Source organism: Tritonibacter scottomollicae (genome assembly GCF_032924845.1).
In the GTDB taxonomy this organism is placed as follows: domain Bacteria; phylum Pseudomonadota; class Alphaproteobacteria; order Rhodobacterales; family Rhodobacteraceae; genus Epibacterium; species Epibacterium scottomollicae.
The window spans coordinates 367865-382841 of the sequence record NZ_CP136704.1 but is presented as its reverse complement, the minus strand read 5'-3'; the positions used below and the strand labels follow the sequence as shown (position 1 = coordinate 382841).

General features: G+C 61.6%; 11 protein-coding genes and 1 pseudogene. 7 read left to right on the top strand and 5 right to left on the bottom strand.

Translation table 11 applies throughout. The features are described from left to right. Window positions 1–6 precede the first annotated feature (6 nt). Window positions 7–621: a hypothetical protein gene (locus R1T40_RS02450; RefSeq protein ID WP_317385750.1), complete on the bottom strand. Its 615-nt coding sequence runs from the start codon at window positions 619–621 to the stop codon at window positions 7–9. A 104-nt stretch (window positions 622–725) separates the two neighbouring features. Here R1T40_RS02450 and moaA point away from each other — a divergent pair, with 104 nt between their 5' ends. From moaA to R1T40_RS02430, 4 genes are all read left to right on the top strand, one after another. Beyond that, entirely contained in the window at window positions 726–1733 is a 1008-nt protein-coding gene (moaA, locus tag R1T40_RS02445; RefSeq protein ID WP_317385749.1) for a GTP 3',8-cyclase MoaA, read from the top strand. An 11-nt stretch (window positions 1734–1744) separates the two neighbouring features. Further along, window positions 1745–3070 (top strand): 3-deoxy-D-manno-octulosonic acid transferase, encoded by a 1326-nt coding sequence (locus R1T40_RS02440; RefSeq protein WP_317385748.1) that lies wholly within the window; start codon window positions 1745–1747, stop codon window positions 3068–3070. Beyond that, window positions 3057–4115, top strand: a complete 1059-nt coding sequence (locus R1T40_RS02435) for a glycosyltransferase family 4 protein (protein ID WP_317385747.1) — start codon at window positions 3057–3059, stop codon at window positions 4113–4115. The genes R1T40_RS02440 and R1T40_RS02435 overlap by 14 nt, the downstream gene beginning before the upstream one ends. A gap of 330 nt (window positions 4116–4445) precedes the next feature. Beyond that, window positions 4446–4829 carry a hypothetical protein gene (locus tag R1T40_RS02430; RefSeq protein WP_106163354.1) on the top strand — a complete coding sequence of 128 codons (384 nt, stop codon included), beginning with the start codon at window positions 4446–4448 and terminating at the stop codon, window positions 4827–4829. 110 nt (window positions 4830–4939) lie between these two features. On the opposite strand, the gene R1T40_RS02425 is transcribed toward R1T40_RS02430, so the two are convergent. From R1T40_RS02425 to R1T40_RS02410, 4 genes and pseudogenes are all read right to left on the bottom strand, one after another. After that, window positions 4940–6103 (bottom strand): M20 aminoacylase family protein, encoded by a 1164-nt coding sequence (locus R1T40_RS02425; protein WP_317385746.1) that lies wholly within the window; start codon window positions 6101–6103, stop codon window positions 4940–4942. Window positions 6104–6189: 86 nt separating this feature from the next. Then, window positions 6190–7356 carry a M20 aminoacylase family protein gene (locus R1T40_RS02420; RefSeq protein WP_317385745.1) on the bottom strand — a complete coding sequence of 389 codons (1167 nt, stop codon included), beginning with the start codon at window positions 7354–7356 and terminating at the stop codon, window positions 6190–6192. A gap of 227 nt (window positions 7357–7583) precedes the next feature. Then, entirely contained in the window at window positions 7584–8750 is a 1167-nt protein-coding gene (argE, locus tag R1T40_RS02415) for an acetylornithine deacetylase (RefSeq protein ID WP_317385744.1), read from the bottom strand. 3 nt (window positions 8751–8753) lie between these two features. Next, window positions 8754–10575, bottom strand: a pseudogene (locus tag R1T40_RS02410) (ABC transporter ATP-binding protein). 357 nt (window positions 10576–10932) lie between these two features. On the opposite strand from R1T40_RS02410, the gene R1T40_RS02405 reads away from it, so the two are divergent. The 3 genes from R1T40_RS02405 to R1T40_RS02395 all read left to right on the top strand — a co-directional run bounded on the left by R1T40_RS02405 (window position 10933) and on the right by R1T40_RS02395 (window position 14821). Beyond that, window positions 10933–12630 carry a peptide ABC transporter substrate-binding protein gene (locus R1T40_RS02405; protein WP_317385743.1) on the top strand — a complete coding sequence of 566 codons (1698 nt, stop codon included), beginning with the start codon at window positions 10933–10935 and terminating at the stop codon, window positions 12628–12630. Between the two features lie 198 nt (window positions 12631–12828). Next, on the top strand, window positions 12829–13836 hold the full coding sequence (locus R1T40_RS02400; RefSeq protein WP_106163348.1) for an ABC transporter permease: 1008 nt from the start codon (window positions 12829–12831) through the stop codon (window positions 13834–13836). Then, on the top strand, window positions 13829–14821 hold the full coding sequence (locus R1T40_RS02395) for an ABC transporter permease (RefSeq protein WP_106163347.1): 993 nt from the start codon (window positions 13829–13831) through the stop codon (window positions 14819–14821). Before R1T40_RS02400 ends, R1T40_RS02395 begins: the two co-directional genes overlap by 8 nt. Window positions 14822–14977 lie beyond the last annotated feature (156 nt).

Below are 14977 nucleotides of genomic sequence, written 5' to 3'. Positions count from 1 at the left end.
CCCGCCTCAGGCCGGTCCGACGCGCACTTCCACCAGTTCGGTCAGTGGCAAGCCCAATGCACGCATCCCGTCGATGGACAATCTGCTGCCCTGACCCGCGCTACCCGAGATCGGCTCCAGCGTTACCACGACCGACTTGCCGTTTGGAGCCGTCACCCGTGCATTGCGACGCGCAGAGACCAGCGGTGTTTCCATCCACAAACCGTCACGGCCGGGATCTCCCAAACCTGCGATGGTGGTCTTCTGGCCGACAAACGACTGCGCCGACGCAACCACAGGCGCCGGTACGTTGCTTTGGGGCGATGCAGCCGGCGCGGCAGGCTGGCTGACCGCAGCCACCTGCGTTTGCGGCGCGACCTGCTGAGCAGGCGCAACACTCTGAGCGTCTTGACGCGCGGCGGGCGACGACCAGGATTTCCCGCTCGACGAGGACAGCGTTTCGGTCTCAACCGCAGGCGGAGCATCTGGCGAAACCGGGGTCATCGGCTCCATCTGCACACCGGAGCCAAGCCCTTGCATTACTTGAGAATTCAGGTGCACGCCCCCTAGGGCGTTACACGCGGACACACCGCCGGCGGCCAGAGCGGCCAGGGTAAGATATTTGAGCGCACGTCGAGTCATGGCGCGACCCTAACCGCCCCGTGACAAGGATGCCAGACAGAATGGCACCATTCGAGAGCAGGGCGCTATTGTCCTGAGCGTTTTCCCGCCTTACCTATGTTCGTATGACAGCACCACTTATTGATCCTTTCGCACGCGCGATCACCTACCTTCGGGTCTCGGTCACCGACCGCTGCGATTTCCGCTGCGTCTACTGCATGTCCGAGAACATGACCTTTCTGCCCAAGAAAGAGCTTCTGACGCTGGAAGAGCTGGACCGCATGTGTTCCACCTTCGTCTCACTTGGCGTTGAAAAGCTGCGCATCACCGGCGGCGAGCCGCTGGTGCGCCGGGATATCATGACCTTCTTCCGGTCGATGACACGGCACCTGGACAGCGGCGCGCTGAAGGAGCTGACGCTGACCACCAATGGCTCGCAGCTGGAGAAACACGCGCAGGCGCTGTTTGACGCCGGGGTGCGGCGGGTCAATGTCTCGCTGGACACGCTGGATGAGACGAAATTTGCCGAAGTGACCCGCTGGGGTCGCCTGCCGCAGGTGCTGCGCGGCATCGACGCGGCGCAGGCTGCGGGCCTCCGGGTCAAGATCAACGCGGTCGCCCTCAAAGGGTTCAACGAGGACGAGCTGTTCAGCATGACCGAGTGGTGCGCCGAGCGCGGCATCGACCTCACCTGGATCGAGGTGATGCCGATGGGCGATATCGGCAATGAAAACCGCATCGGCCAATACTGGTCGCTGAAGGATGTGCGCAAGGCCTATGAGGGCGGCTATCAGGTCACCGATCTGGCCGAACGCACCGGTGGCCCGGCCCGCTATGTGCGGCTGGAGGAAACCGGCCAGCAGATCGGCTTCATTACCCCGCTCAGCCATAATTTCTGCGAAAGCTGCAACCGGGTAAGGCTGACCTGTACCGGCGAATTGTACATGTGCCTCGGTCAGGAGGACATGGCCGACCTGCGCGGCCCACTACGCGACCACCCCGACACAGAAGCCCCGCTGGAAGAGGCCATCCGCGCCGCCATCAACCTCAAGCCCAAGGGCCATGACTTCGACTATTCCCGCCAAACCGTGGATGGTCAGATGACCCGCCACATGAGCCATACCGGCGGGTAAGGCACAATCTGATGTCCGACACATCGCAGGTGCGCCCCACTCTGCTTTATCACCTCTACCGCGGCGCCAGTACCCTTCTGGCCCCGTTTGTCTGGTCGAAGGTGGCTGGAAAGCTGCGTCAGCATGGTGTGGCAGAGGCGCGCGTGCGCGAACGGCTCGGCCATGCGACGCTGCCACGCCCCACTGGCCGACTGGTGTGGTTTCACGCCGCGTCGGTCGGAGAGAGCCTGTCGGTGCTGACCCTGATCCACCGCCTGGGCGAGGCCGCGCCGGATCTGGAGTTTCTGATCACCTCCGGCACGCCGACCTCCGCCGATCTGATCGCCAAACGACTGCCACCGCGCACCCGCCACCAGTTTCCGCCGCTGGATACCGGCGCGGCTGTTTCGCGGTTTCTGGATCATTGGCGACCTGACCTCGGCATCTTTGTCGAAAGCGAGCTCTGGCCGCAGATGCTGGTGCAAGCCCGCGCCGCTGAGGTGCCACTGGTGTTGCTCAATGCGCGTCTGTCGCCGAAGTCTGTCGCCAATTGGACCAAACGTCACGCCACAGCGCAGTTCTTGCTCGATCAGTTCACGCTGATGCTAACGCAGAATGCGAAGACCGCTGTCAACCTGCGGGCCATGGGCGCTGATCCCGCCCGCCTGAAAGAAGGCAGCAATCTCAAGGCGCTCTCCGACCCGTTGCCAGTGGATCAGGATACTTTGGCGCAGGTGAAAGAAGCCATAGGCGCACGGCCCGTCTGGGTGGCCTCCTCCACCCACGAAGGCGAAGAAGAAACCGTGCTGGCGGCGCATATGGCATTGCTCGCACAGCATCCCGACCTGCTGCTGTTGCTGGCCCCGCGCCACCCGAACCGCGGCGATCAGCTGGAGGCAATGATTGCCGAGGCTGGCCTGACCTCGATCCGACGCAGCCGCGATGCCCTGCCCCGCACCTCCACGCAGGTCTATCTGGCCGACACATTGGGCGAGGTGGGCATCTGGTACACGCTATGCCCGTTGGTCTTTCTGGGCGGCTCGCTGCGCGACATCGGCGGTCACAACCCGTTTGAGGTGATGCAGGCGGGCGGCGCGGTCCTCACCGGGCCCGGTGCGTATAACTTTGCCGAATCCTTTGCCGAGCTGATCGGGATCGGCGCCGCAAAAGAAGTCACCAGCGCCGAAACGCTGGCGACGGCGGTGCGGACTTGGCTCGACGAACCGCATGCCCTAGACACGGCCCGCGACCGGGCGCGCGGGTTCCTTGCGCGCCAATCGGACCAAATGGATCAAACCGTGACGGCGCTTGTTGAGCTGCTGCCGCCTCGAACAGGAGAACCTGATGACGCAGGTTGATGCAAAGTCGGTCGAGGTCATTGCACCCAATTTCAAGCGCCGCCTGTCGGGTGTGACATCCACTATCGTGAGGCTTGTTCCCCTTCAGGCGCAAGAGATCGCAATCGCCACTGCAGGCAGCGGCCTGCCCGCGGAGCTGCCGCATCTGTCGGCAACCCAGCTTCTGACCATGCCGCGCAAGGGCCCGCACGGCGCGCGCGTCTGGCATGCCCGGCGCAACGTCGAGATGCTGGGCGGGCTGCTCCTCAAGAAGCTGCTGGGCAAAAAGCTAAAGCTGCTCTTTACCTCCGCGTCGCAGCGCAAGCACAGTGGCTATACCAAGTGGCTGATTTCCAAGATGGATCAGGTCATTGCCACCTCTGCCAAGGGCGCCGCCTATCTCGAGGTCCCGGCACAGGTCGTCCATCACGGCATCAACATGCGCGACTTTGCCCCCGCCGCTGACAAGGCCGCGCTGCGGCGCAGCCTCGGCCTGCCGGAAGACGCCATTTTGATCGGCTGTTACGGCCGCATTCGGGCGCAGAAGGGCACGGATGTCTTTGTCGATGCGATGCTCGAAATCCTGAAGAGCCATCCCAAAGCTGTCGGTGTGGTCATGGGACGCGCCACTGAGAAACACGCCGATTTTGAGCGCGAGTTGCGCGCGCGCGTGGCTGCTGCCGGGATGCAGGACCGGCTTCTATTCCCGCCGGAAGTGCCCGTCTGGGAGGTTGCACAATGGTATCAGGCACTTGACCTCTATGTCGCTCCGCAACGCTGGGAAGGGTTCGGCCTTACACCACTGGAGGCGATGTCCTGCGCTGTGCCCGTGGTCGCAACCCGGGTCGGCGCCTTTGAAGAGCTGATAGCACAGGACAAGACCGGCAAGCTGATTGAAGCCGGGGATATCGCGCAGATGGTAGAGGCCATCGACGCGGTTCTGACAACGGATGGACGTCTGGAGCAATGGGCGGCCGCATCGCGTCAGCGTGTCGCCGCGCATTTCACGCTGGCACGCGAAGCCGAGACGCTCATTTCCATCTATCGCGCGTTGCTACAGCAATAGCTTTACACAGCTATGACCAGAGCGGAGTGCCTGCCCCGCGAAGGACCCGCCGTGATTTTACATGGTGCGCGAGAGTTCTGCTGATCTCCGCACCGGCGCGGAAGGGGATCATTCCATGCCCTCGCGCGGGTCATCATTTTTCATATGCGCAGTTGCCCATTAACTATCTGTTTTGAAGTGATTTTTGCCACGACTCTGCAGTCAGAGGCTGCCGGGTCTATAAAATTATCGGAACTTTCGCTCCTGTTGGAGGTTACCATCTCAGACGGCGCGTCAGGCGCCAACACAGACGTAACAGCTGTCATGCGCGTCATGATGCAGGAGGTTTAAATGTTCAATAAGGTTTCTCTCACCGTAATCACCCTTGGCTCCGCAATCGCACTTTCCGCCCCGGCCTTTGCTCAATCCGCAAACCCGATGGTCGACAAGGACCTGCGCATGCTGCGCGTTGACGCGAGCGTCTGCACCAGCGCGAAGGAAGCCATGGTGGACTGGGCCGCGAAAATCGACGGCCACGGATCCTATGCGGTGCCGGTCTACCCTGCAAGCGCGACAATCGACTGCGCAGAACCCGCAGCCGTGCTGCCAACTGGTCAATCCTGGGGATTCAGTGACCAGAAAGCTGCCGATGTTGCAGCCCTGAGCCAGTGCGAGGAAAGCCTGCCCGACGGCTTTGAACGCTGTGCCATTATTGGCCAGAGCTTTACCAAGTAACCTGCCCCGTCATGGAGCAGACGTGTTTTGTCTGCGCAAGGCAGGAGTGTTTTCCATGTGAAAGGGGGCCAGATCGGCCCCCTTTCTTGTGTTTGATCCAATGTGCGTGATCAAGCAGCGGGCATGCGCTGCTCGACGATTTCAGCCCACCAGCTGCAGCCAGCCGGGATCGCCTCGTCGGTGAAGTTGTATTTCGGGTGGTGCACAGCTGCTGTGTCGCCATTGCCCACGAGGATATAGGCACCGGGGCGCTCTTCCAGCATGAAGGCAAAATCTTCGCCGCCCATGACCAGCGGGGCCTCGTCGCACTGACCGGAGATGTCGCGCGCCACTTTGGCGGCAAACTCAGTCTGCTCCTCGTGGTTCACCATCACCGGATAGCCACGATAATAGGTTACATCCGTCTCACCGCCAAAGGTGGCCGCGATGCCAGAGCAGATCTCCTTGATCCGCTTTTCGGCAAGGTCGCGCATCTCGGTCGCCATGGTGCGCACGGTGCCTTTGATCTGCACCCGCTCCGGGATCACGTTGAAGGCCTTGGAGGAGGTCTCAAACGCGGTCACGGAGACCACGATCTGATGCACGGGGTCGGCATTCCGCGCCGCGATGGTTTGCAGCGCCAGCACCGCCTGCGCCGCCATCACGGTGGAATCGATGGTCTCATGCGGTTTCGCGGCATGGCCGCCCATACCGGTGAAGGTAATGTCGAACTGGTCGGTCGCGGCAAAGAAGGCCCCCGGACGAATGGCAAAGCTGCCCACCGGACGGCCCGGCCAGTTGTGCATGCCGTAGACCTCCTGGATGCCCCAGCGGTCCATCATGCCATCGTCGCACATTTCCTTGCCGCCGCCGCCGCCTTCTTCTGCGGGCTGGAAGATCACCACCACGGTGCCGTCGAAGTTGCGGGTCTCGGAGAGGTATTTCGCCGCGCCCAAGAGCATCGCTGTGTGACCATCATGGCCGCAGGCATGCATGGCATTGGCGGTCTTGGAGGCATAGTCCAGACCGGTTTCCTCGTGGATGGGCAGCGCGTCCATGTCCGCGCGCAGACCGATGACCTTGCCCCCCGTGTCGGATTTGCCCTTGATGACGCCCACGACGCCCGTGCGGCCAATGCCCGTGACCACCTCGTCGCAGCCGAATTCCTTGAGCTTTTCCTCCACCAGCGCGCTGGTGCGATGGGTTTCAAACAGGATCTCGGGGTTTTCGTGCAGATCACGGCGCCACGTGGTGATCTCTGCCTGCAGTTCGGCAAAACGGTTCTTAACGGGCATGGGTCTTTCTCCTTGTCTATCGAAATATGGCAACCCGCGCACGGGAGGCAGGTCGCCGGGGGCCTGAACGTCAGACCCCGAAATAATCAGTTTGCAGGCATCCGGCGTTCGCAAAGCTCTACAAACCAGCTGCAGCCAAGCGGGATGGCGCTGTCGTCGAACTGATAGGCCGGGTGGTGGCACATCGCAGTGTCGCCATTCCCGAGGAAGATATAGGCGCCGGGGCGGGCTTCTAGCATGTAGGCAAAATCCTCGGACGGCATGATCGGCGCGGTTTCGGGGTCAACGCTGTCGGTGACAGCTTGTGCAGCCTCGACCGCGTGAGCGACTTCCTCGGCGGTGTTTTCTGTCACCGGGTAGCCGGGCGTCCATGTGACCTTCGCGATGGCCCCAAAGGCCGACGCGGTATCCTCCGCGACGCGGCGCACGCGCTCTTCGGCCAATGTGCGGTTTTCCGTATCCAACGTGCGCACGGTGCCCTTCAGCTTGGCACGATGGGCGATCACATTGGAGGCGGTGCTGTCGGTCTCAAAGGTGCCAACCGTCAGCACCACACGGTGGATCGGGTTCACGGTGCGCGACACGATGGAGTGCAGCGAGACCACGATTTGCGAGGCCACCAGCGTGGTGTCGATGGCGTCATGCGGCGCGGCGGCATGGCCGCCCTTGCCGGTGACTTCGATCTCGAACTCATCTGAGGAGGCCAAGAGCCCACCAACACGGGTGGCGATATGGCCCACAGGCAGGCCCGGCATATTGTGCAGGCCGTAGACCTCCTGCACGCCCCAGCGGTCCATCACGCCATCATCGACCATGGCCTTGCCCCCGGCCCCGCCTTCCTCGGCAGGTTGGAACAACAGCACCACGGTGCCGTCGAAATTGCGCGTCTCAGAGAGGTATTTTGCAGCACCAAGCAGGATCGCGGTGTGGCCGTCGTGGCCGCAGGCGTGCATCTTGCCCGGTGTCTTGGAGGCATAGTCCAGCCCGGTTTCCTCATGGATCGGCAGCGCGTCCATGTCGGCTCTAAGCGCGATGACCTTGCCGGAGGCGGTGCTCTTGCCCTTGATCACCCCCACCACGCCGGTCTTGCCAATGCCCGGCACCACCTCATCACACCCAAAACCAGTCAGCCGTTCCTGCACCAATCCTGCGGTGCGATGAACGTCATACATCAACTCTGGGTTTTCATGAAAATCATGACGCCACGCGGTGATTTCGGGCAGCAACTCGGCAAAGCGATTCCGGACGGGCATGGTCTCTCTCCTTAACGTGTTAGCGAAATGAGTGCCGCAAGGCGGATCAGAAGGCAAGGCTTGTTGCACAATTGAACCAAAGGGTGCCACGCCTCAAAGCAGGAGGCCGAACCGCGCCCTTCACGGCAGGTCATCCCGGCCCAAACGCACCGCACTGTGCGGCGCGAAGGACGGTCTACAACATTCGGTTTATTCAGCCTATCAGGCCACAGTGTCAGGCAGCGGTGTCAGGCCGCGAGGCGCTTGACCAGATCGCGCATGAACTGGGTGCCCGCCTCAAACTGCTGCACCGTGATGAACTCATCCGCCTGATGCGCCTGGGCAATATCACCGGGGCCACAGACAACAGCAGAATAGCCCGCAACCTGATAGTGACCGGCCTCTGTGCCGTAACTCACCACATGGCGCGCGTTGTCGCCGGTGAGTGTGCGGACCAGCGTTTCCGCAGCACCATCCGTTTCCGGCACAAGCCCCGGCACACTGAAGACCTTCTCGATACTGATACCCGATTGGGGGCTGACGGCCTGCATCTCTGCCTCGATGCGGGCGATTTCCGCCTCATACTGGGATTGCCAATCTTCAAGATTTTCACCCGGAACCGCCCGGAAATCCATCCAAAAATTGCAATCTCCTGCGGTTATGTTGTGGGCCGTGCCGCCAGACACCTTACCGACATGGACCGTCGTCCAGGGCGGCGTGAACATCGCCGCCACCTCGGTCTGCGGCTTGGCACGGTTCTCGGTGTTGCGGTGATTGGCCCAGTCGATGACGCGCGCGGCTTCCATCACCGCGCTTACGCCCTGATGCATCAGCGAGCTGTGGACCTCAAACCCGCGCACATGGGTTGCCATGGCAAATGCGCCCTTGTGACCGGTCACGGCCTTCAGCATCGACGGCTCGCCTACAACAACGGCCTCCGCCTTGGGCAGATGTTTCTGCATCTGAGCAATCAGCGGCGGCGCGCCGGTGCAACCGATTTCCTCGTCAAAGGTATAGGCAAGCTGGAGCGGGCGCTGCAGGTCCGCATAGTGCCCCTCCACCAGTGCCCAGAGCGCCAGCGCGTCAAAGCCCTTCATGTCGACACAGCCACGGCCAAAATACTTGCCGTCCCGCTCCACCACCACAAAAGGATCAGACGTCCAGTCCTGCCCCTCAACCGGCACCACATCCGTATGCCCCGACAGCAGCACGCCGCCGTCGATCTTTGGACCGACATGCGCATATAGCCCAGCCTTTTCAGGCTGTTCCGGGTCGATCCAGATGTAGTGTTCAATCCCGTGAGAGCTGAGGTAGTCTGCCGTCCACTCGACGAGCGGCAGATTGGTGTCACTGCTTACAGTTGGAAAGGAGACCAGCTGCGTCATGATCTCCAGCGGGGACAGACGGTCGACCATGCCTCAATACCCGGAATCGGTCATCAGCACGAAATGGCCCGGCTCGATCTCGACATAATCGGAGGGCTCCGGCTGGTAGCTCATGTCATGGATCGGCGACGGGATCGGTTTGAAATTCAGATCCTGCTCGGTCTTGCGCTTGTTGGGATCGGCGATCGGCACGGCCTTCATCAGCGCCTGGGTATAGGCATGGGCCGGGTTCTCGAACACGCGGGCGCGCGGGCCGATCTCCACCAGACGACCGAGGTACATCACACCGACCTGATGACTGACACGCTCTACCACCGCCATGTCATGGCTGATGAAGAGGAAGGACAGCTCCAGATCCGCCTGCAGCTCCATCATCAAGTTCAGCACCTGCGCCTGCACCGACACATCCAGCGCCGAGACCGCCTCGTCCGCGACGATCAGTTTGGGATTGAGCGCCAGCGCGCGGGCAATGGCGATCCGCTGGCGCTGACCGCCGGACATCTCGTGCGGGAAGCGGCGCATGAAGCTGCGCGGCAGATGCACCCGGTCAAACAGCGCCGCCACCCGGTCCTGGATCTCCGACCCCGACGCGATCTTGTAGTTCTTCATCGGCTCGGCGACCTGGTCCATCAGCTGCATCTGCGGATTGAGCGAGGCAAAGGGGTCCTGAAAGATCATCTGCATATCAAGGCGCGCCTTGTGCAGATCATGCTGGTTGAGCCCGATGACATCACGGCCCTCGAACTCGACCTTGCCGGAGTTCGGCTCCACCAACCGCAGGATCGAGCGACCGCAGGTGGATTTGCCACAGCCGGATTCGCCCACCAGGCTCAGGGTCTGCCCCTTGAACACCTTGAAGGATACATCCTCGACCGCATGCACCTGCGCCACCGTGCGCCGCAGCAGCCCGCCCTTGACCGGGAAGCGCGTGACCAGGTTTTCGACGTTCAGCAACACCTCATCGGTGCCCTTGATCGGCGCGATCTCGCGCTGTTCAACGCCCATCAGCTTCATCGGCTCAGGATAGTCCTTGCCACGCATCTCGCCCAGCTTCGGCACCGCAGCCAGCAGCGCCTTGGTGTAGTCTTCCTTGGGCAATTCAAAGATCTCGTGGACGGTGCCCTCCTCGACCTTGTTGCCGCGGAACATGACGACCACGCGGTCGGCCATCTGCGCCACCACCGCCATATCGTGGGTGATAAACATCACCGCAGTGCCGGTCTCACGCTTCAAACGGTCCATCAGGGCGAGGATTTCGGCCTGAATGGTCACGTCGAGCGCCGTTGTCGGCTCATCCGCGATCAGCAAGCGTGGCTCGCACGCCATTGCCATGGCGATCACCACGCGCTGGCGCATCCCGCCAGAGAGTTCATGCGGGTATTGTTTCATGCGCCGTTCGGCTTCGGGGATGCGCACCTCGCGCAGAATCTCAATGGCGCGGGCCTCTGCCTCTTTTTTGCTCATCCCCTTGTGGATTCGCAGGCCTTCGGTCAGCTGGCGGCCCACCGTGAACACCGGATTGAGCGCCGTCATCGGTTCCTGAAAAATCATTCCGATCTGATTGCCGCGAAATCTGGCGCATCAGATTACCCTCGGCCTTGGCCAGATCGACAGGCGTGTCATCGCCCGGATCAAACAGCAATTCGCCCGCCGCGATGGTGCCGCCGCCATACTCCACCAGACGCATCAAAGAGAGCGACGAGACAGATTTACCCGATCCGGACTCGCCCACGATGCACAAAGTTTCACCAGAGGCGATGTCAAACGAAACATTCTCAACACCGACAACCGGCCCGTCCTTTGTTTCGAATTCAACCCGCAGGCCTTTGATCTGTGCAATGGGGTGGTCGAGCATCCGTTCATCCTGTCTATTTTGACGGCACCTTGGCGGTGCCTGTTTGGCGGCGATCTAAGCCTATGCGGCGCGGACCGTCAAACCCCGGATCGTTTTCCTGACGGCCAGGTCTTGCATTTTATCAAAACTCTGTGTTCGATATCGACAGTGAACGCCAAAGGCGACAGGGGGTTAAGAAAACAGGTCCGATACAACGGACCCGCTCATCCGCAGCACCAGCTTGCGGATCTTCGTGACATCCTAACGTCCTAGGTGGACGCAATTTTCTGGCCGCGCTTGCGGTCACGGGTTGTGCCATTCAAACAGGCGCTGCCTTTACAACAAAAACACTATGTCGGTTCCGACAAGGAGAGTGTAATGACATTGAAAACCCTATTGCTGGGTGCTGTGGCCTCTGCCGCATTTGCGCCCGCTGCCTTTGCCGAGCGTGGCTCGGACGGTCAGGTCAACATCATCTATTGGCAAGCCCCGTCCATCATGACCCCGTTCCTGTCCGGCGGCACCAAGGACGTGGAAGCCGCATCGCTCGTGATCGAGCCGCTGGCGCGGTTCAACGCCTCCGGCGAGATGGTTCCGTGGCTGGTCGAGGAAATTCCGACAGTCGACAACGGTGGCGTCAGCGAAGACCTGACCCAGATCACCTGGAAGCTGAAGCCCGGCATCAAGTGGTCCGACGGCACCGATCTGACGGCTGCCGACGTTAAATTCACCTACGAGTATTGCACCCACCCCGAAGGCGGCTGCGCGCAGGTCACCAAATTCGAAGGCGTGACCGGTGTTGAAACCCCGGACGATCACACCGTTGTGGTGTCCTTTGAAAAAGCGACCCCCTACCCCTACGGTCCCTTCGTAGGCGGTGAGAGCCCGATCATTCAGGCCGCACAGTTCGGCGAATGCCTCGGTGCCAAAGCGCCCGAGTGTACCGAAGCGAACTTCAACCCGATCGGCACCGGCCCGTTTGTTGTGGATGAGTTCAAGCCCAACGACGTGATCACCCTGTCGGCAAACCCGAACTACCGCGACCCGGCGAAACCTGCCTTCGCAAAAGTTCTGCTGAAAGGTGGCGGCGACGCGACTGCAGCAGGCCGTGCGGTGATGGAAACCGGCGAGTTTGACTACGCATGGAACCTGCAGCTGGCACCCGATGTCATCGCGCAGATGGAAGCCGGCGGCAAAGGCAAGGCCGTTGCAGGCTTTGGTCCGCTGCTTGAGCGTATCATGCTCAACAACACCAACCCATCGCCCGAGCTCGGCCCGGAAGAGCGTTCTGTGATCCGCCCGCACCCGTTCCTGTCTGACCCGGCCGTCTACAAGGCGCTGTCCATGGCGATCGACCGTGAGCTGCTGGTCGAGATCGGCTACGGCAAAGCCGGCCGCGTGTCCTGTTCCTGGGTTCCGGCACCGGAAGCCTATGGCATCACCCCCGAAGGCTGTGACGTCCAGGACATCGAGGGTGCAAATGCGCTGCTCGATCAGGCTGGTATCGTCGACACCGACGGTGACGGCATCCGTGAAAAGGACGGTGTCCCGCTGGAGATCCTCTACCAGACCTCCACCAACGCCGTACGTCAGGACTTCCAGGCGCTGATCAAACAGTGGTGGAACCAGATCGGTGTTGAAACCGAGCTGCGCAACGTCAACGGCTCTGTCTTCTTCGGTGGCGACCCGGGCTCCCCGGACACCTTCCAGAAGTTCTATGCTGACGTTGAAATGTACGCCAACACCTTCAACGGCACCGACCCGCAGTCCTACTTCGGCAACGGTCTGTGTGACAAGGCACCGACACCGGCGTCCCAGTGGCAGGGTGAGAACATCTCCCGCTTCTGCGATGAAGAGTTCGATGCGCTGCATGCAGAGCTGAGCCAGACCGCAGATGCCGCAAAACGCATCGAAATCGGTCAGAAGCTCAACACCATCGTGTTTGAAAAAGGCGGTATGATCCCGCTTGTTCACCGTGGCCGTCTGTCCGGTGTGTCCAACACACTGGGTGGTGTCGACCTGAACGTGTGGGACAGCGAGCTGTGGAACGCAGCTGACTGGTACCGCACCGAATAAACGTTCGTCCGCGATCAACAGGGGCCCCGGTTTTCATGCCGGGGCCCGCTGGTATTCGCGTTCCCGTTCTCCTGAGACGCCCGGCATTGTCGTCACGCCGGACATGACTTAAGAGGCCCGGCATCACGCGATCCCCACCCCGCAAGGGCAAGGCAAACGCGGACCTGTCGACAACCCATTTGCAAAGGCGCCTGGCTGATGCTGACTTTTACCATCCGACGGCTGATCATAGCAGTACCAACCCTGCTGTTCATCAGTCTCGTGATCTTCCTGCTGCTGGAGCTCGCCCCCGGCGACCCCATGGCGCAGGTTCCCCTGACCGTCCCCCCCGAAGTGAAAGAGAAGATGCGCTTGGCCCTCGGCCTTGGCGAGCCCGTCCATATCCGGTTCTGGAAATGGATCGTGCAGTTCTTCTGGATCGAACCCCAGGTTCTGATCGACCATATCTTCGGCACTTCCTTTTCCGCCGGCGATCTACGCGTGATCTCCTGGCAGACCCGTTCCCCGGTGATGGACATCGTGGTGCAGCGCCTGCCGCAGACCCTGATGGTCGTTGGCACCGCCTATATCGTCGCGATCCTGATCGCGCTGCCGATCGGCATCTATTCGGCCTATCGCCAGTACAGCTGGTTCGACCAGCTCGGCACCTTCGTGTCGATGGTCGGCTTCTCCGTGCCGCCGTTCTTTTCCGGCGTGCTGGTGATCGTGATCTTCTCGGTCCAGCTGGGCTGGTTCCCGTCGATCTATGACACCACGCTGGAGGTCACCAGCTGGGAGACCTTCGTGAAGCAGCTGCAGCAGATGGTAATGCCGGTGATGGTGCTGGCGCTGCAGATCACCGCACAGCTCAGCCGCTTCATGCGCGCCTCGATGCTCGACAACCTCAACCAGGACTATGTGCGCACCGCGCGGGCCAAGGGTCTGGGCGAATATGTCGTGGTCATGGTGCATGTTCTGCGCAATTCGATGATCCCTGTGGTCACCGTGATCGCGCTGGGGGTTCCGTCGATCTTTGGCGGCGCCATCATCACCGAACAGGTGTTCAAGGTGAACGGCATCGGCCAGCTCCTGATCGGCGCCATTCAGGCCAACGACCTGCCCATGGTGCAAACCCTGACCTTCATCTTTGCCGTGCTCATCGTGCTGTTCAACCTGATCGCCGATGTGCTCTATGGCATTCTCGACCCGAGGATCCGCTATGACTGACGCTGCAAAAGACCAGAGCCTGCAGCATTCCAGCGTGCAGGACGAGCTGTCCAAACCACCACGCAGCCAATGGCGCGACATCTGGGACCAGTTCAAATCCCACCGTGGCGCACTGTTCGGCGGCTGCCTGTTCCTCGGCATCGTGCTTGGCGTCGTTGTCGGCCCGTTCGTTTACTGGAACGATGCGAAATTCGTGCCCACGGGCCGGGATTTCATCACCCTGCGCGACATGCGTCCGATCTATCACGTGCTGTGGGATCCCTCGGCCAAGATGGACTGGGCCTATCCTTTGGGCACGGACAACCTTGGTCGTGACACGCTGGCGCGGCTGATGTTCGGGGGTCGGGTATCCCTCGCGGTCGGTATGGCCGCGATGATCCTGGCACTGATCCTCGGCAGCTTCATCGGTGTGATTGCGGGCTACTTCAAAAAGCTCGACGGTCTCCTGATGCGGTTGACCGACCTGTTCCTGGCCCTGCCCCTCCTGCCGATGATCCTGGTGGCGGCGGTGCTGTTCCGCGAGTCGCTGTCGCAGTCCATCGGGCCGGAAGGCGGCATCTTCGTGCTCATCGTCTGCCTGATCGGGATCACCTCCTGGATGCCGACCGCGCGGATCGTGCGCGGCGATGTGCTGGCGATCAAGGAACGCGAGTTCGTGCTCGCGGCACGCTCCATCGGCACCAAGCCAAGCAACATCATCTCGCGCCACATCCTGCCCAACGTGCTGTCGCCCATCATGGTGTCGGCCACCCTCGGGATTGCGACCGCGATCATCACCGAGTCGGCGCTGTCGTTCCTCGGCTTTGGCTTCCCGCCGGACTTCCCGACCTGGGGCCGCCTGCTGAATGACGCCGTGGACCGGATGACCCTGTTCCCGGAGCGCGTGCTCTGGCCCGGTATCCTGATCTCGCTGACGGTGCTGTCGGTGAACTACCTCGGCGACGGCCTGCGCGACGCGCTGGATCCGCGCATCCGGGGCCGCTGAGGCAGCAACTCAAGTAGAAAAGGCCGCCCGATGAGGCGGCCTTTTTTGATTTAAGAGGGCAGCGCCCGAGCCTGGGTGGGGGCAAAGCGCCCTCCCGGGGGGAAGGTCGGGCGCTGTCCGGCCTCTCGCCCGAACAAGGCTGTTCTATTGGTTCTC